At 62.6% G+C, this 25,442-nt stretch carries 24 protein-coding genes; 9 read left to right on the forward strand and 15 right to left on the reverse strand.

All coding sequences use genetic code 11. The features are described from left to right. The first annotated feature begins 1 nt into the window (after position 1). From potI to rlmC, 3 genes are all read left to right on the forward strand, one after another. Entirely contained in the window at positions 2-847 is an 846-nt protein-coding gene (gene potI, locus C3F38_RS26555) for a putrescine ABC transporter permease PotI (RefSeq protein WP_233790575.1), read from the forward strand. 104 nt (positions 848-951) lie between these two features. Next, complete coding sequence (locus C3F38_RS10775; RefSeq protein ID WP_047727995.1) at positions 952-1,431, forward strand: YbjO family protein; 480 nt, start codon at positions 952-954, stop codon at positions 1,429-1,431. 69 nt (positions 1,432-1,500) lie between these two features. Next, entirely contained in the window at positions 1,501-2,631 is a 1,131-nt protein-coding gene (gene rlmC / locus C3F38_RS10780) for a 23S rRNA (uracil(747)-C(5))-methyltransferase RlmC (RefSeq protein ID WP_048233233.1), read from the forward strand. Positions 2,632-2,663: 32 nt separating this feature from the next. Here the strand turns inward: rlmC and artJ (C3F38_RS10785) are convergent, their stop codons facing one another. The 6 genes from artJ (C3F38_RS10785) to C3F38_RS10810 form a co-directional block, all read right to left on the reverse strand. After that, positions 2,664-3,398, reverse strand: a complete 735-nt coding sequence (gene artJ, locus C3F38_RS10785; RefSeq protein WP_038880691.1) for an arginine ABC transporter substrate-binding protein — start codon at positions 3,396-3,398, stop codon at positions 2,664-2,666. A gap of 199 nt (positions 3,399-3,597) precedes the next feature. Next, positions 3,598-4,266 (reverse strand): arginine ABC transporter permease ArtM, encoded by a 669-nt coding sequence (gene artM / locus C3F38_RS10790; protein ID WP_038880694.1) that lies wholly within the window; start codon positions 4,264-4,266, stop codon positions 3,598-3,600. Beyond that, a complete protein-coding gene (gene artQ, locus C3F38_RS10795) occupies positions 4,266-4,982 on the reverse strand; it encodes an arginine ABC transporter permease ArtQ (RefSeq protein ID WP_025159684.1) in 717 nt (238 codons plus the stop codon). Before artQ ends, artM begins: the two co-directional genes overlap by 1 nt. 9 nt (positions 4,983-4,991) lie before the next feature. After that, positions 4,992-5,723 (reverse strand): arginine ABC transporter substrate-binding protein, encoded by a 732-nt coding sequence (artJ, locus tag C3F38_RS10800; protein ID WP_055317583.1) that lies wholly within the window; start codon positions 5,721-5,723, stop codon positions 4,992-4,994. A 32-nt stretch (positions 5,724-5,755) separates the two neighbouring features. Then, positions 5,756-6,484, reverse strand: coding sequence for an arginine ABC transporter ATP-binding protein ArtP (gene artP, locus C3F38_RS10805; protein WP_038884338.1), 729 nt, complete (start codon positions 6,482-6,484; stop codon positions 5,756-5,758). 264 nt (positions 6,485-6,748) lie between these two features. After that, positions 6,749-7,291: a lipoprotein gene (locus C3F38_RS10810; protein ID WP_055317584.1), complete on the reverse strand. Its 543-nt coding sequence runs from the start codon at positions 7,289-7,291 to the stop codon at positions 6,749-6,751. A 160-nt stretch (positions 7,292-7,451) separates the two neighbouring features. Between C3F38_RS10810 and C3F38_RS10815 the strand changes: the two genes are divergently transcribed. Beyond that, a complete protein-coding gene (locus tag C3F38_RS10815) occupies positions 7,452-7,775 on the forward strand; it encodes a heavy metal-binding domain-containing protein (RefSeq protein WP_004928400.1) in 324 nt (107 codons plus the stop codon). A 48-nt stretch (positions 7,776-7,823) separates the two neighbouring features. Here C3F38_RS10815 and C3F38_RS10820 read toward each other — a convergent pair whose 3' ends face one another. Further along, positions 7,824-9,392 (reverse strand): DUF3300 domain-containing protein, encoded by a 1,569-nt coding sequence (locus C3F38_RS10820; RefSeq protein ID WP_055317585.1) that lies wholly within the window; start codon positions 9,390-9,392, stop codon positions 7,824-7,826. Positions 9,393-9,579: 187 nt separating this feature from the next. On the opposite strand from C3F38_RS10820, the gene C3F38_RS10825 reads away from it, so the two are divergent. Then, positions 9,580-10,416 carry an N-acetylmuramoyl-L-alanine amidase gene (locus tag C3F38_RS10825; RefSeq protein ID WP_055311983.1) on the forward strand — a complete coding sequence of 279 codons (837 nt, stop codon included), beginning with the start codon at positions 9,580-9,582 and terminating at the stop codon, positions 10,414-10,416. Here the strand turns inward: C3F38_RS10825 and C3F38_RS10830 are convergent, their stop codons facing one another. Next, positions 10,417-11,427 (reverse strand): NAD(P)-dependent oxidoreductase, encoded by a 1,011-nt coding sequence (locus C3F38_RS10830; RefSeq protein WP_004928393.1) that lies wholly within the window; start codon positions 11,425-11,427, stop codon positions 10,417-10,419. Between the two features lie 158 nt (positions 11,428-11,585). After that, entirely contained in the window at positions 11,586-13,025 is a 1,440-nt protein-coding gene (locus tag C3F38_RS10835; protein ID WP_055311985.1) for a DUF2867 domain-containing protein, read from the reverse strand. Positions 13,026-13,176: 151 nt separating this feature from the next. Between C3F38_RS10835 and C3F38_RS10840 the strand changes: the two genes are divergently transcribed. After that, positions 13,177-13,524, forward strand: a complete 348-nt coding sequence (locus tag C3F38_RS10840; protein WP_038880711.1) for a DUF1294 domain-containing protein — start codon at positions 13,177-13,179, stop codon at positions 13,522-13,524. Here the strand turns inward: C3F38_RS10840 and C3F38_RS10845 are convergent, their stop codons facing one another. Next, entirely contained in the window at positions 13,525-14,352 is an 828-nt protein-coding gene (locus C3F38_RS10845; RefSeq protein WP_055317586.1) for a MurR/RpiR family transcriptional regulator, read from the reverse strand. Between the two features lie 167 nt (positions 14,353-14,519). On the opposite strand from C3F38_RS10845, the gene C3F38_RS10850 reads away from it, so the two are divergent. Together C3F38_RS10850 and C3F38_RS10855 are read left to right on the forward strand one after the other, a co-directional pair. Continuing rightward, positions 14,520-16,076, forward strand: coding sequence for a PTS transporter subunit EIIC (locus tag C3F38_RS10850; protein WP_055317587.1), 1,557 nt, complete (start codon positions 14,520-14,522; stop codon positions 16,074-16,076). After that, entirely contained in the window at positions 16,073-16,768 is a 696-nt protein-coding gene (locus tag C3F38_RS10855; protein ID WP_047727972.1) for an N-acetylmannosamine-6-phosphate 2-epimerase, read from the forward strand. Before C3F38_RS10850 ends, C3F38_RS10855 begins: the two co-directional genes overlap by 4 nt. A gap of 30 nt (positions 16,769-16,798) precedes the next feature. Here the strand turns inward: C3F38_RS10855 and ltaE are convergent, their stop codons facing one another. The 5 genes from ltaE to C3F38_RS10880 all read right to left on the reverse strand — a co-directional run bounded on the left by ltaE (position 16,799) and on the right by C3F38_RS10880 (position 23,596). Next, on the reverse strand, positions 16,799-17,815 hold the full coding sequence (ltaE, locus tag C3F38_RS10860) for a low-specificity L-threonine aldolase (RefSeq protein WP_038880723.1): 1,017 nt from the start codon (positions 17,813-17,815) through the stop codon (positions 16,799-16,801). 75 nt (positions 17,816-17,890) lie between these two features. After that, positions 17,891-19,612: a ubiquinone-dependent pyruvate dehydrogenase gene (poxB, locus tag C3F38_RS10865; protein ID WP_055317588.1), complete on the reverse strand. Its 1,722-nt coding sequence runs from the start codon at positions 19,610-19,612 to the stop codon at positions 17,891-17,893. Positions 19,613-19,811: 199 nt separating this feature from the next. Then, a complete protein-coding gene (gene hcr / locus C3F38_RS10870; protein ID WP_055317589.1) occupies positions 19,812-20,813 on the reverse strand; it encodes an NADH oxidoreductase in 1,002 nt (333 codons plus the stop codon). Positions 20,814-20,869: 56 nt separating this feature from the next. Continuing rightward, positions 20,870-22,519: a hydroxylamine reductase gene (gene hcp / locus C3F38_RS10875; protein WP_055317590.1), complete on the reverse strand. Its 1,650-nt coding sequence runs from the start codon at positions 22,517-22,519 to the stop codon at positions 20,870-20,872. 180 nt (positions 22,520-22,699) lie between these two features. After that, positions 22,700-23,596 (reverse strand): lysine exporter LysO family protein, encoded by an 897-nt coding sequence (locus tag C3F38_RS10880; RefSeq protein WP_055317591.1) that lies wholly within the window; start codon positions 23,594-23,596, stop codon positions 22,700-22,702. A 187-nt stretch (positions 23,597-23,783) separates the two neighbouring features. Here C3F38_RS10880 and C3F38_RS10885 point away from each other — a divergent pair, with 187 nt between their 5' ends. Beyond that, positions 23,784-25,442: an ATP-dependent endonuclease gene (locus tag C3F38_RS10885; RefSeq protein WP_047727964.1), complete on the forward strand. Its 1,659-nt coding sequence runs from the start codon at positions 23,784-23,786 to the stop codon at positions 25,440-25,442.

A 25,442-nucleotide genomic window follows, 5' to 3' on the forward strand; every position in this document is an offset into this window, starting at 1 on the left:
AATGAACAACTTGCCGGTAGTGCGTTCACCGTGGCGTATCGCCATCCTGACGATCGGCTTTACCTTCCTGCATGCGCCGATGCTGATGTTGGTGATCTACTCCTTCAACAGCTCCAAGCTGGTGACGGTATGGGCCGGCTGGTCCACGCGCTGGTATACCGAACTGTTCCACGACTCGGCGATGATCAGCGCGGTGGGGCTCAGCCTGACCATCGCCGCCGCCTCCGCCACCGCCGCGGTGGTACTGGGCGCCATCGCCGCCGTGGTGATGGTGCGCTTCGGCCGTTTTCGCGGTTCGACCGGTTTTGCGTTTATGCTGACCGCACCGCTGGTGATGCCGGACGTGATCACCGGCCTGTCGCTGCTGCTGCTGTTCGTGGCGATGGGGCACGCTTTCGGCTGGCCGTCGGAGCGCGGCATGTTCACCATCTGGCTGGCGCATGTCACCTTCTGTACCGCTTACGTGGCGGTGGTGATCAGCTCGCGCCTGCGCGAGGTGGATCGCTCGATCGAGGAAGCGGCGATGGATTTGGGGGCGCCGCCGCTGAAGGTGTTCTTCGTCATCACCTTGCCGATGATCGCGCCGGCGCTGATCTCCGGCTGGATGCTGGCATTCACCCTGTCACTGGACGATCTGGTGATCGCCAGCTTCGTCTCTGGGCCGGGCGCCACCACGCTGCCGATGCTGGTATTCTCCAGCGTGCGCATGGGGGTGAATCCGGAAATTAACGCGCTGGCCAGTTTGATCCTGCTGGTGGTGGGCATTCTCGGCCTGATCGCCTGGTGGTTTATGGCGCGCTCGGAAAAACAACGATCGCGTGAATTACAGCGGGCGGCCCGTAGCTGAATCGTAACAAACCTGCTATTTTTGCAATCAATAAGTATTGCAACTAACTACCTGACGTTACATGCGCCATCTGTATTGGTGGCGCGTCGTAGCGGAACACGGATATGTCAGACATGCTGAAAAGCGGGCAGGGAATGGGATCGACTTCGGATGCACCGGTGCCGGTGATGGTGGCGGGTACCGCCATGGTCGCGATCAAGTGTATCAGCGTGGTGCTGCTGTTGGGCGAACTGGGCGTCGACGGTGCGCAGGAGTTCGTCAACACCAGCGCGCAGGCGTGGGATTCTACCCTTATTTTTCTGGCCGGCCTGATGCTGCTGTGCCTGCAAATCAGCTGCGGTTTTGCGGTGATGCGCGGCCGCAACTGGGGGCGCTGGGGCTATGTGGTCTGCCAGTGCATCGTGGTGCTTTACCTGCTGTTGGCCACCATCGGCAGCGTTTTCCCCGAGGTTTTTACCGTGGAAGGGGAAACCAGCGGCCAAATCCTGCACGTTCTGATCCTGCAAAAGATCCCCGACGTGGTGATCCTGGCGTTGCTGTTCGTCCCTACCGCCAGCCGCCGCTTCTTCGCCGCGCGCAAGTGAGATTTTAGGCGCGCGGAGTGGTAAACTCTGCGCCCTTAATTCGTCATCCTGAACTTCACGGTAATCTTCATGCATTGCGCTTTGTATACGGCGGGCACCTGCCGTTCCTGTCAGTGGCTGGAAAAGCCCTATCCGCAGCAACTGGCCGACAAACAGCATCACCTGCAATCGTTGCTGGCCGGACGCGACGTCGCGCAGTGGCTGCAGCCGGTGGCGGGAGAGCTGAGCGCATTTCGCAATAAAGCCAAGATGGTGGTCAGCGGCAGCGTGGAGCGCCCGCTGCTCGGCATGCTGCACCGCGACGGCATGCCGGTCGATCTGAGCGACTGCCCGCTGTATCCCGCCGGCTTTGCGCCGATGTTTGCGGTGCTGAAAAGCTTCATCGCCCGCGCGGGCCTGACGCCGTATAACGTGGCGCGCAAACGCGGCGAGCTGAAGTACCTGCTGCTGACCGAAAGCACGCTCGACGACGGCGTGATGCTGCGCTTCGTGCTGCGTTCGGAAACCAAGCTGGCACAGCTGCGCGCCGCGCTGCCGTGGCTGCAGCAGCAGCTGCCGCAGCTCAAGGTGATCTCCGCCAATATTCAGCCGGTGCACATGGCGATCATGGAAGGGGAGCGCGAGATCGCGCTGACCGAACAGCAGGCGCTGGAGGAGCGGTTCAATCAGGTGCCGCTGTTTATCCGCCCGCAAAGCTTCTTCCAGACCAACCCGCAGGTGGCCGCCGATCTGTATGCCACCGCCCGCGACTGGGTGCGCGCGCTGGGTATCGACAGCATGTGGGATCTGTTCTGCGGCGTCGGCGGTTTCGGCCTGCACTGCGCGCAACCGCAAACGCGGCTGACCGGCATCGAAATCAGCGCGGAAGCGATCGCCTGCGCCCGCCAGTCGGCACAGCGGTTAGGGCTGCTGCACGTAGATTTTCAGGCGCTCGATTCCACCCGCTTCGCCACCGCCGAAGGTCAGGTGCCGCAGCTGGTGCTGGTCAACCCGCCGCGGCGCGGCATCGGCCAGGCGCTGTGCGACTACCTGAGCCGGATGGCGCCGGAGTATATTCTCTATTCCAGCTGCAACGCCGAGAGTATGGCGAAAGATATCGAGATGTTGCCGGGGTACCGCATCGAACGGGTGCAGCTGTTCGACATGTTCCCGCATACCGCGCACTACGAGGTGCTGACGCTGTTGGTGCGGATTTTATAAAACATAAGGCCCGGATAACCGGGCCTTATTGTTTACTGCGGGAACCACTTGTCGTTGATGGCCTTGTAGGTGCCGTCGGCCTTGATGGCGTCCAGCGCGGCGTTCAGCTTGGCCAGCAGCGCTTGGTTATCCGGGCGCACCGCGATGCCGAGGCCGGTGCCGAAGTATTGCGCATCGGTGATGTGCTCGCCCACCGGCGCCAGCTGCGGGTTGGTCTTCAGCCACTCGTTCACCACGGCGGTGTCGCCGAACACGCCGTCGATACGGCCGTTTTTCAGCTCCAGAATGGCGTTCTGGTAGCTGTCGTAAGAGACGGTGCTAATCTCCGGATGCTTGTCCTGCATGTATTTCTGGTGGGTGGTGCCATTTTCCATGCCGAGCTTTTTGCCTTTCAGATCCGCCAGCGAGCTGAACTTGCCTTTTTGCGCGATCACGATCGCCGAGTTGGCGTAGTAAGGCTGGGTGAAAGCGACCTGTTTGCTGCGCTCCGGCGTGATGTCCATACCGGAAATCACCGCATCGTATTTCTTGAATTTCAGCGCCGCGATCAGGCTGTCGAACGCCTGGTTGGTGAAGGTGCACTGCGCCTGCATCTGCTTGCACAGCGCGTTGGCCAGATCGATATCGAAGCCGACGATCTGGTTGTTGGCGTCCAGCGATTCGAACGGCGGGTAGGTGGCGGAAGCGGCGAAGCGGATGGTTTCGGCCGCGGTGGCGTTAAAGGTGATCCCGGCCAACATCGTCGCGGCAAGCAGCAGTTTTTTCATGCGTAGAGCTCCTGTCTGAATCCTGAAAGTGATTATTCGCTATCGTTTGTTTTTACTGGTAATCACCAGAGGTTTTTACGTGTGCGCCTGCTGATAACCCTGCCACTGGGTGAATTAAAATGCAATATAAATGATTAAGTATTGCTACGGGGATAAAAAAAGCCCCGCGCAATGGCGGGGCTTATGGGGGGAGGCGGCCTCAGTTGCGGCGTTCAAACGCCAGCGCGCGGCGCTCCACCAAGCGCATCAGCAGCGTCAGCAGGCCGTTGACGCACAGGTACACCAGGCCTGCGGCACCGAATACCATGACGTCGTAGGTGCGGCCGTACATCAGCTGGCTGTAACCCATCACCTCCATCAGCGTGATGGTGTAAGCCAGCGAGGTGCTTTTGAACACCAGCACCACTTCGTTGGAGTAAGACGACAGCGCGCGCTTGAAGGCGAACGGCAGCAGGATGCGCAGCGTCTGCCGACGCGACATGCCCAGCGCTTCGCACGACTGCCACTGCCCGGCGGGAATGGCGCGCACCGCACCGTAGAACAACTGCGTGGTGTAGGCCGCGCTGTTCAGCGCCAGCGCTATCATCGCGCACAGCCAGGGCTGCGACAGCAGGTTCCACAGCCACGGGTAGTCGCGGATGGCCGGGAACTGACCGGGGCCGTAGTAGATCAGGAAAATCTGCACCAGCAACGGCGTGCCGGTGAACAGCGTCACGTAGATCTTGACCAGCGGCGTCAGGATTGGCGTTTTCAGCGTCAGGATCACCGTCAGCAGCAGCGACAGCACCAGCGCGACGAGCAGCGCGGCGACGGTCAGCGTCAGGCTGGTGTGCAACCCTTTGAGGATCTCCGGTAAATACTCAATCATCAGACCGGCCCCCGCTCAAAGCGCGTGGCGCGCAGCTCAATGCGTTTGATGACGTATTGGCTGAACAGCGTCACCAGCAGGTAGATGGCCGCTGCGATCACATACCAGGTAAAAGGTTCCTGGGTACGGGTGGCGATGCTCTTGGTTTGCAGCATCAGATCGTTCACGCTGATCAGCGACACCAGCGCAGTGTCTTTCAGCAACACCAGCCACTGGTTGCCGAGGCCGGGCAGGGCGTGGCGCCACATCTGCGGCATGATCAGACGAAAGAAGATCGCCGCCTTGCCGAGCCCCAGCGCCTGGCCGGATTCCCACTGTCCCTGCGGCACCGCTTTGAGCGCGCCGCGCAGCGTCTGCGAAGCGTAGGCGGAATAGAGCAGGGCCAGAGCGATCACCCCGCACAGGAACGGGCTGACTTCGAAATTGTCGATCGCCAGCTGAATCGGCAGCTGGAACAGACCGAGGTTGAGGGTAAAGCCGTCGGAGAGCATCAGCAGCAGCTGCGACGAGCCGAAATAGATAAACAGCACCACCAGGATTTCCGGCAGGCCGCGCAGCACGGTCACCCAGGCGGTGCCGAGCCAGCTGACCGCTTTCCAGCGGGACGATTCCCATACGGCGAACAGCATCGCCAGAATCAGCCCGAGGATCAGGGCGCAAACGGCAAGGCCGACGGTCATGCCGGCGGCGCTTGCTAAAGGTTGTAATTCATTCATCGGGGCGTATTACTGCTGGAACCATTTTTTGTAGATGGTTTCATAGGTCCCATCCTGCTTGATCTTGTCCAGAGCGGCGTTGAACTTGCCCTGCAGATCGGTGTTCTTCTGGCGTACCGCGATGCCGAGGCCGGTGCCGAAGTAGTCTTTATCCGTCACTTTGGCGCCCACTGCCACCAGCGCGTCATTCTGTTTCAGCCACTCGTTCACCACCGCGGTATCGCCGAACACCGCATCAACGCGGCCGTTCTTCAGATCCAAAATGGCGTTCTGGTAGCTGTCGTAAGGCACGGTGGTGATTTCCGGGTGCTTGTCGGTCAGGTATTTCTGGTGGGTGGTGCCGTTTTGCACGCCCACTTTCTTGCCTTTCAGCGCCGCCACGTCGGCGATTTTGCCTTTCTGCGCGATGAACAGCGCCGAGTTATCGTAGTACGGCTTGGTGAACAGCACCTGCTTTTCACGCTCCGGCGTGATGTCCATACCGGCCATGACCGCATCGAAACGCTTGAACTTCAGGCTCGGGATCAGGCTGTCGAACGCCTGGTTGGTGAAGGTGCACTCGGCCTGCATCTCTTTGCACAGGGCATTGGCCAGATCGACATCAAAACCCTGAATCTTGTTGCCGGCGTCAATAAATTCAAATGGAGGATAGGAGGCTTCAGTAGCGAAACGGATCGTTTCGGCTGCGGAGGCGGAAACGCTGATGCCGGCCAGAACGGCGGCGATTATTAGTTTTTTCATCGCAAACTCCCCAAATTGCAGCAAGTTAATTGTTAGTGTGATAAGTAGTTGGCAAACTCGGTGGTCCGCGGCTGCGTGAAGTGGCTGCTGTCGCCTTGCTCCACCACGTGGCCGTTTTCCATGTACACCACGCGGCTGGCGGTCTTGCGCGCCACTTCCACTTCGTGGGTGACGATCACCTGCGTGATGCCGGTGCCGGCCAGTTCGCGAATGATGCTGACGATCTGAGCGGTGATTTCCGGATCCAGCGCCGCGGTCGGTTCATCGAACAGCAGCACCTGCGGTTCCATCATCAGGGCACGGGCGATCGCCACGCGCTGCTGCTGGCCGCCGGAAAGGTGCAGCGGGAAGCGATCGGCGAAGTCGGTCAGGCGCAGACGCTTGAGCAGCTTGTCGGCACGCTCCATCGCCTGAGCCTTGGTCAGACCCAGCACGCGGCAAGGCGCTTCGATCAGGTTCTGAACCACGGTGAGGTGAGGCCACAGGTTGTATTGCTGGAACACCATGCCGACATTTTGGCGCAGTTCGCGAATGGCTTTCTCGCCCGGCGCCTGCTTGAAGTCGAATTGGTTGCCGGCGATCTGCAGTTGGCCCGAACGCGGCATTTCCAGCAGGTTCAGCACCCGCAGCAATGAACTTTTCCCGGCGCCGCTTGGGCCAAGCAGCACCAGGGTTTCCCCGGCTGGACAATCCAGCGTGATGTCAAACAGCGCCTGGTGAGCGCCGTAATAGCAATTGATACCGTTAAGTTGAATACTCATGCGCCAGAATTGAATAGACATTGATGCCGCAAATGTTAACTTCCACAGAATACTTATGCAATCTTTGTGCGTTAAAATTTATGAGTGTGCGGCGGGACAGTAAAAGATTAGCACAAGATACCGCGACTCAAGCCGAGGGAGGGGATTTGTGGCGCAGGCTGTGAGATCGGTAGCGAAATTTTTTCTATTGGACGAAATGCGAGCGGTGGGCGGGCGGCGGGGATGACCGACGCGGCAAGCCCGCGTCGGCCGGGGTATTGCGGGTTACTGGTTTTCCAGCACCTGGCGCACGCTGCCGTTGGTGGCGTGCGCTGGAACATTCAGGTAGCGAATATCATCAACCACCCAGCAGGTGCCTTCGCGCACCATCAGCACTTCGTCCTGCCAGTTCACGCTGCTGTTGGCGTCTTTTTGGTAGCTCAAGTCAACGCGCAGCGGGATGTTTTTCGCGTCGGTGTTAGGAATGGTCGAGGCGCTGGCGACGGACGCGCTGCTTGGCCCCTGCGCATTGCCGGAGAACAGATCGCCGGTTATCCGGTGCTTGCCCGGGTTCTGGCCGGCTCTGACCAGATCCTGATACAGCACTTTGCTCAGGTAAGGTTGCAGCTGCGCGAGGCGGTTGCTGTCCGGCAGGCCGACGCCCTGCTGGATGCGCAGGTCATAGAACTTTTGCGCGACCGTATCCGGGCCGCCTTCCACACAGCTGCCGCTGCGGGTGCCGATATCCTTGTATGCCGGTTCCACCGTGGTACAGGCACTCAGCAACAGCGCTAAGGGTAAAACAGCCGCAATCGTTTTTGTTTTCATCTTATTACCTTATGTGAAAGTTTCTACCATGAAGACCGATAGCTTACAGTATAAATGCGTTTTTTTGGCCTTGCATTCGTACTGCGTGCCATTGATTAAGCGAACATAATGCCAATCCTCTGGTCATAGATACGTTGAATTAATCAAACAAGGAATTCTGATGCAGCTTTCAACTACCCCGACCCTGGAAGGGTTCACCATCACCGAATACTGCGGCGTCGTCACCGGCGAAGCGATCCTCGGCGCTAACATTTTTCGTGATTTCTTCGCCGGCGTGCGCGATATCGTCGGCGGCCGCTCGGGCGCTTATGAGAAAGAGCTGCGCAAGGCGCGCTTGATTGCGTTCGAAGAGCTGGAAGATCAGGCGAAAGAGCTGGGCGCCAACGCGGTGGTCGGCATTGATATTGATTATGAAACCGTTGGTAAAGACGGCAGCATGCTGATGGTGACCGTCAGCGGCACCGCGGTGAAAGTCAGCCGCTAACGCCATTCTCGCGCCCCGGCCGTTCCGCCGGGGCGACGTTTTCTTGCTTTACCCCACCTTGTGCTGCTCGACGATCGGGCGGTGTTCCTGCGGTTTCACCGGCGCCGGCTCTTGGCGATGCTGTATCGGCTGAACGGACGGTTGACGTATCTGCGGCGCCGGGGCCGGATGCGGCATGACGCGCTCTTGCGGCATCGGCGTCGGGCGCACTACCGCCGGGTGCGGCGCTACGGCCGGTTCGTGCACCACCGGCTGAGCGACGTGCGGCGCAACCTGAACCGGTGGCCGCACGGCAGATTGATGCATCGGCGCGACGGCCTGCATCGGATGCGTCTGTACCGGCGCGGAATGCCCGGCCATCGGCTGCTGCGCGTGGGGCGTCGCAGGCGCGGTATGTGTGAACGTCGGCATACTCATCGGTTGCTGCACATGGGGCGCGTTGACCGATTGTTGCAGGTGCGGCGTGGCCGCTACCGGCTGGTGCACGGCTATCGGCTGCTGTACGTGAGGCGGCACCGGCTGGGTATGCGCAAAGTTCGGCAGGGTCATCGGCGCATGGGCCGCAGGCGCGACGCGCGGCTGTTGCGGCGCGCCGATGGGCGTCGGTTGGCTGAAGCGCGGCGTTGGCGCGGCGGTGGTCGTATTGTAATTGTTCACCGTGCTGGTGCTGCTGCGATTCACATTGTTGACGTTGTTATATTGGTTGATGTTGGTGACGCGATTCACCACGGTGGAGGAATGCGACACGTAGGGCGCATTGCGGTAGACCACCGGCTGGCGGCGATCGTCCCAGCGCATATCCCAGTTGTGCCAGCCGCTGTTGTGCTGATTGAACAATGAGGCGACCGCGATGCCGACGCCGAAGCTGATCGCGCCGGCCGCCAGCATGTCGCCGCCGCTGTAGCCGGAAGGTTGATACTGATAGCTGGGATAGGTGGGGACCGGCGTGCCGTAGGCCACCCAAGGGTCGTAATGCGGGACGTAAACCGTATCCGGCTGGCTGGGCTCAATGACGATGGTTTCGCCCGGCGCCGCGACCACGCGCTGGCGATAAGACTGTTGCTCAACGTAACGGGTGGTGGGCGCCACGACGATGCGCTGCTGCGGGGTGTTTTTCAGCGTGCCCTGGCTGGCCGCCCGCTGGCGCATCACCTGAATGGCGTTCATCACGTCGGTGGGATCGTTGAGGTAGGCGCTGCCCAGGGCGGTGGTCCAGGGGATGTTTTTCGCCATCTGATCGAGTACGTCGGGGAATTGCACCAGGCCGCGCACGCTGGGATCCCAGGGCTGAGCGTCGGCTGCCGAGCTGAGCGCCGCCGGCTGCAGGCCGCGGTTTTGCACCAGCCAGGCATCTGCGGCGCTGATTTGGTCGGGATAACCCGCGCCGGCCAACACCTGCGCCAGCAGCTTGTCGGGGAACAGCGCCACCGGGCTGACCAGCTGGTACAGCTGATCGGCGGTCAGCGGCGTATAGGCCGGCGCACTTGCAGTGGCGGCGGGAGCGGCCGGGGGCGGGGCGCTTGCGCCCATCGCGTCGGCGACTTTTTGCCGATCGCAGCCGCTGAGCGGCAGCATGGCGGCACAGAGCAACCAGGACAGACAGCGAGGTGTGAACATGTTCGACTCCGCTCTTTCAGCGCAGATGATACTTTGAGACTATCATGGGCGTGAGAGGCCGCCAGTCGGGAGAAACACCCGCTTGCACATCGGCGTTGTCTGTCATCATTTCTCGGTGAGCGTGATGATTGGACACAGATTAATCGCGCGGCGTTACCGCTTTCACGGACGTCAATCAGGAGGATAAGTGAAAATTTGGCCAGGGATCATCGCCACCGCGCTGTTGGCGGGATGCCAAAATCCGCAGCAGGACACGCTCGTCGATCGTGGCGCTTACCAACTCGAAACCCTGCATCAGGCGCAGGGCGCCGATCAACGCATCCGGTTTTTGGTGATGCACTACACGGCGGAAGACTTCCATTCATCGCTGAAAACGCTGACCGACGAGCATGTCAGCGCCCATTATCTGCTGCCGGCGCACCCGCAGCGCGAGCACGGCAAACCGACGGTGTACCGGCTGGTGCCGGAGGCGATGCGCGCCTGGCATGCCGGCACCAGCGCCTGGCGCGGCCGCAGCAACCTCAACGACACCTCGATCGGCATCGAAATCGTCAACAAGGGCTTCACCCGCAGCATGCTGTTCACCCACTGGCAACCCTATACGGCGGAGCAGATCGCCGTGCTGATCCCGCTGAGCCGCGACATTATCCAACGCTATGGTATCCAGCCGCAGGACGTGGTGGGGCACAGCGATATCGCGCCGCAGCGCAAGCAGGATCCCGGCCCGCTGTTCCCCTGGCGGCAGCTGGCCCAGGCCGGTATCGGCGCCTGGCCGGACGAACGAGACGTGCAGCGTTTGCTGGCGGGGCGCGATCGTCATGCGCCGGTACCGATGGTGCCGCTGCTCGAAAAGCTGGCGCGTTACGGCTATGCGATCGACCCGTCATGGGATGCGCGGCAGCAGCGCAATGTGGTGGCGGCGTTTCAGATGCACTTCCGGCCCGACGATGTGCGCGGCGAGCCGGATGCAGAGAGTGAAGCGATTGTCGATGCGCTGCTGGTGAAGTACGGCGCGGCGCGTTGATTACAGGCCGTGCAGCTTGCCGTGATCTTTCAGCCAGCGGGCGGTGCGCGCGATGCCTTCTTCCAGCGAGACGATCGGCTGATAGCCCAGCTCTTGCTGCGCACGGGTGGTATCGAGCGTGAGGTCGAAGTTGAGTTTGGCGACGCCGTAGTGGGTCAGCACCGGCTCCTTCTCGCTTTTGCTGCCGAGGCGTTCCATGCCGCGCGCCATCATGTCGAGCATCGGATAGGGGACGGAGCGGATGCGGCATTTCATGCCCAGATCGTCGATCAGCTGCTGCACCACGGTGCGTAGCGGGCGCGGCTGCTGGTTGGTGATGTTGTAGGCGCGGCCGGACGGGGTATCTTCTTTTAGCGTCGCCAGCCACATGGCGTGCACCGCATTCTCCAGGTAGGTCATGTCCACCATTGCCGCGCCGCCGCGCGGCAGCAGCAGGTTGCCGTAGCGTTTTATCATCTGCAGCAGCCGCGGCAGCATCACCTTGTCGTGCGGCCCGAACAATCCCTGCGGGCGCAGAATGGTGAAATGGGTCTGCGGATTGGACAGCGCCAACTGCTGAATCACCTGCTCGCCGGCGGCCTTGCTGCGCGCGAATTCGTTGGCGTAGCGCTGCGGGCGGAAGTCTTCGGTCACGTTGCGGTGATGGTGGTAATCGAAATAGATCGCCGGGGAGGAGATGTGAATGAACTGCGCTACGCCGTAGGCCGCCGCCCATTCGCCGAGGCGGCGGGTGGCGCGGACGTTGGCCAGTTCGAAGGCCTCTTCGGTGCCCCAGGGCGAGGTAAAGCTGGAGCAGTGCCACAGCACGTCGACGTCCGCCAGCATCGCCTTGGCCTGCGAAGAGATCAGATTGGTGAGATCGGCATGAATAAACTCCGCGCCCATTTTTTCCAGCAGGCCGCCCATCGCCTGGTTGCGGCCGGTGGCGCGCACTTTGATGCCCTGGCGGCGCAGATATTCAACGGCGTTACGGCCTAACCCACTGGTGGCACCGGTGACCAATACCTTCATAACGGACTCTATTCTCACCCAAAATCGGAACACCGGCGGGCGCTTGCGGCGCTCCCAGCAAATAAGATGCCATTCTTCCGTGATTTCGTGCGCTATGCAATCGGAAAGCCCCGAAGCACAGCGGCAAACTGTGCGGTTGATCGACAAATGAACGGCGTTCAGCGCTGTTGGCGGTCCAGGCTCTCGGCAAGCTCGGCGATGCGTTTCGCCATGCCGCGAAAAATGAACAGGTGTGCGGGCATCATGGCGAACCAATACAGCAGCCCGCTGAAGCCGGCCGGATGCCACCAGGCGCGCACGTCCAGCGTGCGGCGATCGCCGTGATCGGTGATGCTGAAGCTCAGCCGCCCCAGCCCCGGTGCCTTCATGCCGAACAGCAGCGCCAGTTGCCGCAGCGGCTTCAGCGTGATGACTTTCCAGCCGTCGATCTCGTCGCCGAGCGCCAGGGTCGCGCGCGCCGGGCGGCCGTAGGTCACCCCGTTGCCGATCATGTCGTCCATGCGGGCGCGGATGCGCCACAGAATATTGGCGTAGAAATAGCCTTCTTCGCCCCCCAGCTGCTGCACCGTTTGCCACAGGGCCTCGCGGGTGGCGGCGGTGTCCAGCGAACAACCGGCCTGTTTCGGATAGTAACCGTAGCCGGGGCGCCAGCGGGCCCGCGCCGCCGGATCGTAGCCCCAGTCGGCGGAATCGACCACCTCCTGTTCGCGCTGCAGCGTGGTGGCGACCGCCTGATCAAAGGTGTGCAGCCGCTGCGGGATCAGGGCCTGCAGCGGCCGGCCGTCGGCGGGCAGATCGTGCTTCAGCCCCTGGATCAGCGCACGGGCGATCGGCGTCGGCACCGAGGTGATCAGGCTGATGAACCACACCGAAATCAGCCGCGTCGGTAAAGGGATCGGGATCAGCCAGCGCCGCTTGCCGCTGAGAGCGATAAAGCGTTTGAACATATCCTGATAGCTGAGGTACTCCGGCCCGGCAACGTCGAAGATGCGGTTTTCCTGCGCCGGGTGCGCCAGCAGATCGGCCAGATAAACCAGCAGGTTCTCCAGCGCCACCGGCGACGACTTCGAGCGCACCCAGCGCGGCGGCGTCAGCACCGGCAGGTTATAGACCATGTCGCGCATCACTTCGAACGCCGCCGAGCCGGGGCCGACGACGATGCCGGCGCGCAGCTCGGTCACCGGCACGCCGCTCTGGCGCAAGATCTCGCCGGTCAGGCGGCGGGCCGCCAGGTGCGGTGAGCTGTCGTCGTTCGGCTGCAGCGCGCCGAGAAAGATCACCTGTTTGACGGCGGCATTGCGCAGTGCGTCGCGCAGGTTTTCCGCCGCCTGGCGCTCCTTCTCGATAAAATCGTCGCCGTCGCCCATCGCGTGCACCAGATAGTAAAGCGTATCGATCTCCCACAGCGCCGCGCTCAGGGTCTCCGGGCGATACAGATCGGCATACAGGCAGTTGACCTGCGGCCAGTGCCGCTCCTGCAGCCACTCGATGCGCCGCGCGGCGGCGGTAATCTGGTGCCCCTGTTCGATCAGGTGCGGGATCAGGTTCTGGCCTATATAGCCGCTGGCTCCAAGAACCAGTACGCGTTGGGGTGTCATCGGGCCGCCTTGTGCGGTAGAGGATTGGCTGAACGACAGGATGCCAAATTCAGGGTTTAAATGCACTTTTTGTATGGGTATAAGCCGGTTGCATACGTCGCGGTGCGAGTTCACACTACGCGCCCCCTTACCGAACGAAAGACCGGATGTCATGAAGCTCAATGTGATTTGTTACGCCCTGCTGGGCGTGGCGCTGCTCGCCAGCCTGTTCTCGCTGCATCCGGTGTGGATGTGGTTGCTGTTGGCCAACCTGCTGACGTTTCTGATCTACGGCGGCGATAAGCTGGCGGCGCGCAAAGGATGGCGGCGGGTGCCGGAGGCGACGCTGTTGCTGTTCGGCGCGCTGGGCGGGTGGTTGGGCGCACTGGCGGCACAGCAGCTGTTTCGCCACAAAACCCAGAAGCAGCCGTTTAAAACCTGGTTCATCCTCAGCGTGGCGCTCAACCTGGTGGCGGTGCTGGGGCTGTGGTACTGGGCTTATGGCCGCTGGATCTTCTGATTACAACAGCAGCGGTAGGGTAGCGCTGGCGGTGGCCTGCATCGCCTGAGCGTAGGCGGGATCGCGCTGAGCCAGTTCGGCGATCATCAACTCCACCAGCAGCATGGCGCCGACTTTGGCCGGCAGGGCGCCGGCGGTCAGCGGCCCTTCCGGTTTGGCCGCCACCAGCAGCGTATCCGCCATTTTAGCCAGCGGGCTGCGTTGGGTGTTGCTGATTGCGATCACGCGTGCGCCGCGCCCTTTGGCCAACGTCACCGCATGCAGCACGTCCTTGGTTGAGCCGGAGCTGGAGATGACGATTAGCAGATCCCGCTCACTCAGCGAGGCGGCGTTCATCGCCGCCCGGTGCATGTCGCTGAACAGCTGCGCCGGTTTGCCGAGGCGCAACAGTTTGTAGTGCAGGAAATCGCCGATGATGGCGCTGGCGGCGACGCCGTAAATCTGCACCGAAGCGCAACGCTCCAGGCTGTCCGCCGCCTGTTGCAGCGCCTGCGGTTCCAACAGCGCGCCGGTATCCCGCAGCGCCTGCACGCTCTCTTCCACCAAATTTTCCGTTGCGCTTTGCCGCGTCGTCGCCTCCGGCTGGTTTTGTTGCAGGCTGAGGGCCAGCGCCATTTTAAATTCGGTATAGCCTTTACAGCCCAGATGGCGGCACAGCCGCGTGACGCTGGCTTCGCTGGTGGCGCTTTCACGCGCCAGTTCGGTGATGGTCAGGTAAACGGCGAGGGAGGGCTCCGCAAGAAGATAGTTGCCGAGCTTTTGCAGCGTGGGGCTGTACCCCGCCAAATCCTGCCGCAGCCGCAATAACAAGTTGCCTGTATTCATCACGTTACCTTTCTGAGTATTCCCGTTTCTATTGTGGCGGAAAGACGCCACCGCTCGCCAGCGAAATCGACGGATTGTGAAGCCGATCATCGTTGTAAATAAAATTTTCATTAAATTAATTTTAATGTGGTAAAAATTTTCATCATAAAAATGATAGCAGGGGAAAATTTATGTCAACACCAGAATTGTCGCGCTCCGGCGGCTGGTTCGAAAAAGCCCAGCTGTTCGGCAAGTCGTTCATGCTACCGATCGCCGTGCTGCCGGCGGCCGGTCTGCTGTTGGGGATCGGCGGCGCGCTGTCCAATCCCAATACCGTCGAGGCGTATCCCTTCCTCGACGTCGGCTGGCTGCAAAGCGTATTTACCGTGATGGCCAGCGCCGGCGCCATCGTGTTCGCCAACCTGGCGGTCCTGTTCGCGGTCGGCGTGGCGGTGGGGCTGGCCAAAAGCGACAAGGGCACGGCGGGGCTGGCCTCGCTGATCGCCTATCTGGTGATGAACGCCACCATCAATGCGCTGTTGAAAATCAACGGCACGCTGGCCACGCAGAACGCCGGCGCGCTGGGGCAGGGAACGCTTCTCGGGATCCAGACGCTGGAGACCGGGGTGTTCGGCGGGGTGGTCATCGGTCTGGTGACCTGGTATCTGCACGGCCGCTACAACAAGATAGCGCTGCCGCCGTTCCTGGGCTTTTTCGGCGGCTCGCGCTTTGTGCCGATCGTCAGTTCGCTGGCGGCGATGGCGGTCGGCGCCCTGATGACCGTGGTGTGGCCGCCTTTCCAACGGCTGATCTTCGGCATGGGCGGCCTGGTGGAGGCTAGCGGCTATCTCGGCACCTTTATCTACGGCTTCGTGCTGCGCATGCTTGGGCCGTTCGGCCTGCATCACATCTTCTATCTGCCGTTCTGGACCACCGCGCTCGGCGGCAGTGAAGTGATCAACGGACAGCTGGTGGAAGGCACGCAGCGCATTTTCTTCGCCCAGTTGGCCGACCTGAATACGCAGCAGTTCTACATCGGCACGGCACGTTTCATGTCCGGCCGCTTTATCACCATGATGTTCGGCCTGGTCGGCGCCTGCCTGGCGATGTACCAAAGCGCGCGTCCGGAGAACCGCAAGCGCGTCGGCGGGCTGCTGCTGTCGGCGGCGCTGACCTCGTTCCTGACCGGCATCACCGAACCTATCGAATTCTCGTTCCTGTTTATCGCGCCGGCGCTGTACGTGGTGCACGCGCTGTTCGACGGCCTGGCGTTCACGATCGCGCACATCCTGCATATCACCATCGGCCAGACGTTCTCCGGCGGTTTTATCGATTTCATGCTGTTCGGCGTGCTGCAGGGCGAAGCGAAAACCCACTGGATGTACGTGCCGCTGGTCGGGGTGCCCTGGTTCTTCCTGTACTACTTCACGTTCCGTTTCCTGATCTTGCGCTTCAATTTCAAAACGCCGGGGCGCGAGGCGGAAACCGTGCCGGAAGCGGTGATGACCGGCTCCGAACGCTCGCAGCAGGTGCTGGCGGCGCTGGGCGGCAAAGAGAATATCGTCGAACTGGATTGTTGCGCCACGCGGCTGCGCGTGACAGTAAAACAGAGCCGGTTGCTGGACGAAAGCGGGTTGAAAGCCAGCGGCGCGCGGGCGGTGATCGTTCGCGGCAACGGCGTTCAGGTGATCTACGGCCCGCACGTGACCATTATTAAAAACGAAGTCGAGGAGTTGTTGGATTTATGACGCTTTCCATTTTGCAGCAGATTAAGGGCCGGCTGGTGGTGTCTTGCCAGGCGCTGGACGACGAGCCGCTGCACAGCGATTTTATCATGGCGCGCATGGCGCTGGCGGCCGAGCAAGGCGGTGCGGCGGCGATCCGCGCCAACGGCGTCGAAGACGTTAAAGCCATCATGCGCACGGTGGCGCTGCCGGTGATTGGCATTATCAAGCGCGATTATGCCGGCAGCGATGTCTATATCACGCCGACCCTGCGTGAAATCGATGAGCTGATGGCTGCGGCGCCACAGATGATTGCGCTGGACGCGACCGGCCACCCTCGGCCAGGGGAGCTGCAGCTGGCGGCGTTGGTTGCCGCGATCCGCGCCAGGTATCCCCGGCTGCTGCTGATGGCGGACATCGCCACCGTGGAAGAGGCGCAAGAGGCTGCCCGGTTGGGGTTCGACTGCGTGGGCACCACGCTGCACGGCTATACCGCCGAAAGCCGGGGCACCCGACTGGCGGAGGACGATTTCGGCTTTCTGCGTGCGGTGCTGGCGGCGGTGCCGGTGCCGGTCATCGCCGAGGGCAATGTCGAAACGCCGGCGATGGCCGCACGCTGCCTGGCGTTGGGGGCGCATGCGGTCGTGGTGGGCGGCGCCATTACGCGCCCGCAGCAGATTACCCGCCGCTTTGTCGAGGCCATCGGCGGGCGGTGAAGGGCTCCCCGGCGCGCCGGGGAGGAGGGATCAGGCGTGCTGCCGGAGGAACTCCCGCCATAGCTCGACCACCCGCTGCAGATCCTGACGGCTGACGTCGAGGTGGGTCAGAATGCGCGTCAGCGGGCCGCTGCTGATCAGCACGCCGCGTTCGCGCATCCACGGGCCGAATTTGGCCGCCAGCGCCGGTGATTGGCGCAGGTACAGCACGTTGGTCTGTGCGCCGGGTTCGGCGATCTCTACGCCGATCTGCCGCAGCTGTTGCTCCAGCCAGACCGCGTTGTCATGGTCTTCGCGCAGCCGCGCGACGTTATGTTCCAAAGCGTAAAGACCGGCCGCCGCCAGGATGCCGGCCTGACGCAGCCCGCCGCCGGTCATCTTGCGCCAGCGCAGCGCGCGCTGAATGAAGGCCTCGCTGCCGCACAGCAGCGATCCGACCGGCGCGCCCAATCCTTTCGACAGGCAAATGGTGAAGGTGTCGCAGTATTGCACGATCTCTTTCAGCGGCAGGTTCAGCGCCACGGCGGCGTTGAAGATGCGCGCGCCGTCGATATGCAGCGCCAGCTGCCGCTCGCGGGTAAACTGCCACGCCTGCTGCAGGTAGGCCTGCGGCAGAACTCGGCCGCTGATGGTGTTTTCCAGGCTCAGCAGCCGGGTGCGGGCGAAGTGGATATCGTCGGGTTTGATGGCGGCGGCGAGCTTGTCCAGCGGCAGCGTGCCGTCCGCGTCGGCCTCGATCGGCTGCGGCTGGATGCTGCCCAGCACCGCCGCGCCGCCGGCCTCGTATTTATAGTTGTGCGCCTGTTGGCCGACCAGATACTCGTCGCCGCGCTGGCAGTGGCTCAGCAGCGCCACCAGGTTGGCCTGGGTACCGCTGGGCAAAAACAGCGCCGCTTCTTTGCCCGACAGGCGTACCGCCTCGGCCTCCAGCGCGTTGACCGTCGGGTCATCGCCGTAGACGTCGTCGCCGACCTCTGCCTGAGCCATCGCCTGGCGCATGGCGGCGCTGGGGCGGGTGACGGTGTCGCTGCGTAGATCGATAAGCATAGGGTTCCTGGAATGTAAGGGAGAGGAAAAGGGTACATGGCATCATATACCCTTATTTCACCGGGGGCATCTTGCTTAGCGCAGCCAGTTGGTTTTCGCCAGCTCGACCACTTCGTCGCCGCGGCCGTTGATGATGGCGCGCAGCATGTACAGGCTGAAGCCTTTCGCCTGTTCGAACTTGATCTGCGGCGGCATCGCCAGCTCTTGCTTGGCGGTGACCACGTCCAGCAGCGTCGGGCCGGGGTGCGCCAACATCTCCTGCAGCGCGCCGTCCAGCTCCGAGGCTTTTTCCACGCGGATGCCCTTGATGCCGGCGGCGTTGGCGATCGCCGCGAAGTCCGGGTTATGCAGGTCGGTGCCGTCGGTCAGATAGCCACCGGCCTTCATCTCCATCGCCACGAACCCCAACACGCTGTTGTTGAACACCACGATTTTCACCGGCAGCTTGAGCTGCGCCAGCGACAGGAAATCCCCCATCAGCATGGTGAAGCCGCCGTCGCCGCACATGGCGATCACCTGTTTATCCGGTGCGGTGGCCTGGGCGCCGATCGCCTGCGGCATGGCGTTGGCCATCGAACCGTGGTTGAACGAACCGAGCAGGCGACGCTTGCCGTTCATTTTCACGTAGCGAGCGGCCCACACCGTCGGCGTGCCGACGTCGCAGGTGAAGATGGCGTCGTCGCTGGCGTACTGGCTGAGCTGCTGCGCCAGATACTGCGGGTGGATCGGCTGGTCGTCGTTGGCGGTCGCCAGCCCGTCGAGATCCTTGCGCGCGTTGCGGTAGTGCTCCAGCGCCTTGTCGAGGAACGCCCGATCGCGCTTGGGCTCCAGCTGCGGCAGCAGGGCGGTGAGGGTGGTGTGGATATCGCCCACCAGCGCCATGTTGACCGGGCAGTGCGCGCCGATGCTGCCGGGGTTGATGTCGATCTGAATGATGTTGGCGTTGGTGGGGTAGAACGCGCGGTAGGGGAACTGGGTGCCGAGCAGCACCAGCGTGTCGGCGTTCATCATCGCGTGATAGCCGGATGAGAAGCCGATCAGCCCGGTCATGCCGACGCTGTAGGGGTTATCCCATTCGATATGCTCTTTGCCGCGCAGCGCGTGCACCACCGGCGCCTGCAGCAGCTCGGCCAGCTTGACCACCTCATCGTGCGCGCCGGCGCAGCCGCTGCCGCACATCAGGGTGATGTTCTTCGCCTTGTTCAGCGTTTCCGCCAGCTTGTTCAGCTCGCTCATCGGCGGCTGCACCAGCGGCAGCGCCGGGGTATGCCAGGTCAGGGTCGCGTCTTCCGGCGCCATGCGCAGCGCCACGTCGCCCGGCAAGACCACCACCGAGACACCGCGGTTGAGGATCGCCTTGCGCATGGCGATTTCCAGCACGCGCGGCAGCTGTTCCGGGTTGGAAACCAGCTCGCAATAATGGCTGCATTCGCGGAACAGCTCCTGCGGATGCGTTTCCTGGAAGTAGCCGCTGCCGATTTCGCTGGAAGGAATGTGTGCGGCGATCGCCAGCACCGGCACATGGTTGCGGTGGCAGTCGAACAGCCCGTTGATCAGGTGCAGGTTGCCGGGGCCGCAGGAACCGGCGCACACCGCCAGCTGGCCGGTGAGCTGGGCTTCGGCGCCGGCGGCGAAGGCGGCCACCTCTTCATGGCGGGTGCCCAGCCATTCGATGGTGCCCATGCGGTGCAGGCTGTCGCTCAGGCCGTTGAGCGAATCGCCGGTCACCCCCCAAATGCGTTTTACGCCGGCTTGATCCAGCGTTTTGGCGATCAGTGTGGCTACGGTTTGCTTCATGGTTCCCCCAAACATGGTTTGAAAAACGATGTGTACTCGATCCGGTGAGTGGCAGCAGAACAACTGCAAGCATAGCTTACCGGCTGTGGACGAGATGCGGTCAGGAAGGGTAAAGAGCGTAGGACGGAGGAAAGTGTAACCGGGCGGGGATGAGGGAGCTTGCCGATAAATGCCCCATCGCGGCGATGGGGCCAGGGGATCACGCCAGCGTGACGCCGCCCTGCAGCTGGCAACTGCAGGCCAGCACATAGCCCTGAGCTACCTCTTCCGCGCTCAGCGTCATGGTGCTGGTGGTGGTGTAGTCGCCCTCGAGGATGCGGGTTTTGCACGAGCCGCACACCCCGGCGCGGCAGGCGGCGTTGACCGGCAGGGCATTGGCCTCCATCGCCGCCAGCAGCGTGCTGCCGACCGGCACGCGGAATTCGCGCAGAGGGCGGGCGGCGCGCAGCGTCAGCCCTTCGGTGGCATCGGCCTGCGTTGTCGGCGTGTGGAACTGCTCTTTATGGAAACGCTCAGCCGGCACGCCGAGCCGGCGGCACAGCTGCTCCATCTGTTCCATGTAGGGCGCAGGGCCGCAGGTCATCACCGTGCGTTCGGCGATATCCGGCGCCGCCTGCCGCAGCGTCTGTTCATCGATGCGGCCGCTGAGGTAGCCGGGTTGCAGATCCCGCTCGGCCATCAGCGTCAGGCGCAGCTGCGGATGGGCGGCGCACAGCGCGCGCCACTGATCGGCGAAAATCGTGTCGGTGGGGGTGCGCACGTTAACGATCGCGGCGATATCGCAGGCCGGACGGTTGGCGGTCAGCCAGCGGCACATAGAGACGATCGGCGTCACGCCGCAGCCGGCGGCCAGCATCAGATAACGATCGGCCGGGTGACGCTCGCAGCTGAACTCGCCCTGCGCGTCGGACAGCCACAGCGTGTTGCCGGGCTTGACCTCTTGCGTCAGCCAGCGCGATCCGACGCCGTCCGGCAGGCAGCGCACGCTGATGCTGAGAAAGCGGCTCTGGCCGGGCGAGGAGGAGAGCGTATAGGCGCGCAGTGTCTCCTCGCTGTTGCGGATGCTGACCAGCGCGAATTGGCCGGCCTGGTAAGGATAGAAAACGTCGCAGATCAGGTTCAGCGTCCAGACGTCGGCGGTTTCACGCTGGATGGAATGCACCTGCATGCGGTTCGGGCAAAGCGGAGTGGGTTGAGTCATCGGGGCACCTCAAAAAACTAAGGGGCCGGCGCAGGCGGCCCCATAACGTAACGGCATCAGGCGAGCAGCGCTGCGATATCCTGCTCGACGGTGGTGATCGGACGCAGGCCGAATTTCTCGTTGAGGATCGCCATCAGGTTGTCGGTCAGGAAGCCCGGCGCGGTCGGGCCGGTGACGATGTTTTTCACCCCCAGCGACAGCAGCGTCAGCAGAATGACGATCGCCTTCTGTTCAAACCACGACAGCACCAGGCTGAGCGGCAGCTCGTTGACGCTGCAGCCGAGCGTGTCCGCCAGCTTGACCGCCAGCATGATGGCGGAGTAGGCGTCGTTGCACTGGCCGACGTCCAGCAGGCGCGGCAACCCTTCCAGGGTGCCGAAGTCCAGCTTGTTGAAACGGTACTTGCCGCAGGCCAGCGTCATGATCAGGCAGTCTTGCGGCACGCTGCGGGCGAAGTCGGTGAAGTAGCTGCGCTCGTCGCGGCTGCCGTCGCAGCCGCCGACCAGGAAGACGTGGCGCAGTTTTTTCTGCGACACCAGATCGATCACCGTGTCGGCGGCGTTCAGCAGCGTCTGGCGGCCGAAGCCGACGGTGATCAGGTGTTCGATCTCGGTATAAGGGAAGCCGTTCATGCCCTGCGCCTGGCGGATCACGGCGCCGAAGTCGTCGCCTTCCAGATGGTTGACGCCCGGCCAGCCGACGATGCTGCGGGTCCAGATGCGATCGCCGTAGTTGCCGACGTTCGGATCGATGATGCAGTTGGAGGTCATCACGATCGGGCCGGGGAATTTGGCGAATTCCGTCTGCTGGTTCTGCCAGCCGCTGCCGTAGTTGCCCACCAGATGCTTGAATTTTTTCAGTTCCGGATAGCCGTGCGCCGGCAGCATTTCGCCGTGGGTGTAGACGTTGACGTTTTGTCCTTCGGTTTGTTCGAGCAGCATGCGCAGATCTTTCAGATCGTGGCCGGAGATCAGAATGGCTTTCCCGGCTACCGGGCGCACGTTGACCGCGCTGGGCCGCGGATCGCCGTAGGCCTGGGTTTCGCCGCGATCGAGGATCGCCATCACGTTGAAGTTCATCTTGCCGATGCCCATGGCGTTGTTCAGCAGGGTGTCGACGTTGCGCGGCCGGGTGCCGAGCCAGGCCATAAAGGCGTGGTAGTCGGCATAGAGCTGCTCGTCGAACTGGCCGAGCACGTGCGCGTGTTCCATATAGGCCGCCGCGCCTTTCAGGCCGTACAGGCACAGCATGCGCAACCCGTGGACGTCGTCGCCGACCTCGGCCTTGTCGCTGTTGAGGGCAAACTGCGCCGCCTGTTGCAGCAGCGCAGGCATATCGTCACCGTCCAGCTGCAGCGCCGCCATCGGGTGATCGACGCGTACGCCGGCGTCCAGCAGCCGGCAACGGGCGGCCAGCGAATCGCGCAGCAGCAGGGTTTCGCGCGCGTAGCCGATGATGCGCTGAGAGTCGAAGTTAACGTTGGTCAGGGTGGAGAAGAAGGCGCGCGGGGCGAAGCTGTCGATCTGGTGGTCAACGATGCCCAGCGAACGCGCCTGCAGCGCCCAGGCGGAGAGCCCCTGCAGCGCCGCCACCAGCAGATCCTGCAGATCGGAGGTTTCCGCCGTCTTGCCGCACATGCCCTGAGCATACGCGCAGCCGTTGCCTGCCGGGGTACGGATGGTTTGTTCACATTGCACACAGAACATAGTCGCTTCCTTATATTTTTAAAGTTGCATTTGTAATGCTTGTTTAAAAGCATAGATCGGCGATCGGGGTTGCAAAAGGCTTTTGTGCGACTACTGCGGGCAAGTTTGATTTAGCGCAATTTTGCCGTGCGGATGGGAATTATTACGCTTTGGGGGCCGGAAGGCCCCCAGGGGAAAGGATCAGGAGAACAGGGCGATCAGCACCGGCGCCAGCAGGCTCAGCAGGAAGCCGTGCACGATGGCGGGGGGCACCATGTCCAGCCCGCCGCTGCGCTGCAGCACCGGCAGGGTGAAGTCCATCGAGGTGGCGCCGCACAGGCCGAGGGCAGTGGAGCGGCTGCGGCGCACCAGCGTCGGGATCAGCATGATCGCCACCAGCTCGCGCGCCAGATCGTTGAAGAACGCGGCGCTGCCCATCACCGGGCCGTAGGCGTCGGTGATCAGAATGCCCGACAGCGAATACCAGCCGAAGCCGGAGGCCATCGCCAGCCCGGCCTTGACCGGCAGCCCCAGCAGCTGCGCCGCCAGCGCGCCGCCGGCCAGCGACGCGACGGTCACCACCAACGCCACCAGCGTGCCGCGGCGGTTGAGCACGATCTGGCGCAGCGTCATGCCGCTGTTGCGCAGCTGAATACCGACCAGCAACAGCAGGAAGATCAGCGCATATTCACTGCCTTTATGGGCGAACTGCAGCCATTGCCACTGCGTCAGGCCGAGCAGGAAGCCGCCGAGCACCACGCCGCACAGCTTGAGCGACTCCAGCGCCATGTGCACGCGCGATGGCAGCTTTTCCTGTTTATGGCTGCTGCGCCACGGCATGCGCCGCTCCAGCAGCGCCAGCAACAGCAGATTGGCGCAGAGAATGCAGAAAAAGAACACCGCGCTGTATTGGAAGATCAGCACCAGGTTGCTGCTGAGATCTTCCATGAACGCCAGGCTGATACCCATGAAAAACAGGATCACGTACACCATCCAGCTCAGCAGCCGGTTGATCAGCACCAGCAGCGGGTGATGGCGTAAGGGAATGAGGTAACCGACAATCAGCGGTAACAGAATAATCAACAGTCCTGAGTACATGGTGCAGCTTGTGTCCTTGAGTTTTGAAGCGCGCCGAACGGCGGCGAGGAGCACACGCTAACCAAAAGCCCGGCCGGAGTAAAGCGGCAGATTTGACGTTGGCCGCTTGACCTGCAAGGGGTTTTTTGACCATGCTCTGTGAAGGTCACCTCATTGAAGAGGCGACGGCGCGCACGGGAGGCGGCGGATGTTCTTGGAGCGTATCGAAATTGTAGGTTTTCGCGGCATTAATCGGCTGTCCCTGATGCTGGACGACAACACGCTGTTGCTCGGCGAAAACGCCTGGGGTAAATCCAGCCTGCTGGATGCGCTGACGCTGCTGCTGGCGCCGGAGCAGAAGCTGTATCGGTTTGAAGCGCACGACTTTCATTTCCCCCCCGGTGAAGAGTCGGCCAAAGAGCGCCACCTGCAGGTGGTGTTCACCTTCTGTGAAAAAGACATCGGCCATGCACACCTGCCGCGCTATCGCCACCTGACGCCGCTGTGGGTCAAGGGGGAAGATGGCCTGAGCCGCATTCATTATCGCTGCGAGGGCGAGCTGGCCGACGACGGCACGGTGTGTACCTGGCGCGGTTTTCTCGACGCCGACGGCAACGCCTTTCAACTGCACCATATCGAACAGCTGGCCCACGCCATCATCCGCATCCACCCGGTATTGCGCCTGCGCGACGCGCGCTTTATTCGCCGCCTGCGCCCCAGCAGCCTCGGCGATGAACGCAAACCCGATACCCAGGCGCTGGCGCAGCAGCTGGATCAGCTGACGCGCGAGCTGGTGCGTAATCCGCAGAAGCTGACCAACGGCGAGCTGCGTCAGGGCCTGGCGGCCATGCGGCAGCTGCTGGAGCACTACTTCGCCGAGCAGAGTTCGCAGGTGGCGCGGCCGCGCCGCCGCGGCGGCGAACCGGAGCAGGATGCCTGGCGTGCGCTGGACGGCATCAACCGCATGGTGGCCGAACCGAACAGCCGCAGCATGCGCCTGATCCTGCTCGGGATGTTTTCCACCCTGCTGCAGGCCAAGGGCGACGTCAAGCTGGATCCGCACGCCCGGCCGCTGCTGCTGGTGGAAGACCCGGAAACTCGTCTGCATCCGATCATGCTGTCAGTGGCCTGGGGGCTGCTCAATCAGCTGCCGCTGCAGCGCATTACCACCACCAACTCCAGCGAACTGGTGTCGCTGGTGCCGGTGGAGCACGTCTGCCGGCTGGTGCGCGAGTCGGGGCGGGTCGCGACCTACCGTCTCGGGCCGCGCGGGCTGAGCGCCGAAGACGGGCGGCGCATCGCGTTTCACATCCGTTTCAACCGGCCGTCGTCGTTGTTCGCCCGCTGCTGGCTGCTGGTGGAAGGCGAGACCGAAGTGTGGCTGCTGAACGAACTGGCGCGCCAGTGCGGCTACCATTTCGAGGCGGAAGGGGTGAGGGTCATCGAATTCGCCCAGTGCGGCCTGAAGCCGCTGCTGCGCTTTGCCCGCCGCATGGGCATCGAGTGGCATGCGCTGGTGGACGGCGACGAGGCGGGCAAAAAGTACGCCAATACCGTGCGCAGCCTGCTGGACAATCATGAAGACAACGAGCGCGATCGGCTGACCGCGCTGCCGGCGCCGGACATGGAGCACTTCATGTTCCGCGAAGGGTTTGGCCCGGTCTATCACCGGATGGCGTCGGTGCCGCTCAACGCGCAGATGCCGGTGCGCAAGGTGATCCTGAAAGCGGTCCACCACTCGTCGAAGCCGGATCTGGCGATCGAGGTCGCGATGCAGGCCGGCGAATGGGGCACGGACTCGGTGCCGCCGCTGCTGAAGAAAATGTTCTCACGGGTGATCTGGCTGGCGCGCGGCCGGGCGGACTGA

The sequence above is a fragment of the Serratia sp. SSNIH1 genome (assembly GCF_002935055.1).
GTDB classification, from domain to species: Bacteria; Pseudomonadota; Gammaproteobacteria; order Enterobacterales; family Enterobacteriaceae; genus Serratia; species Serratia nevei.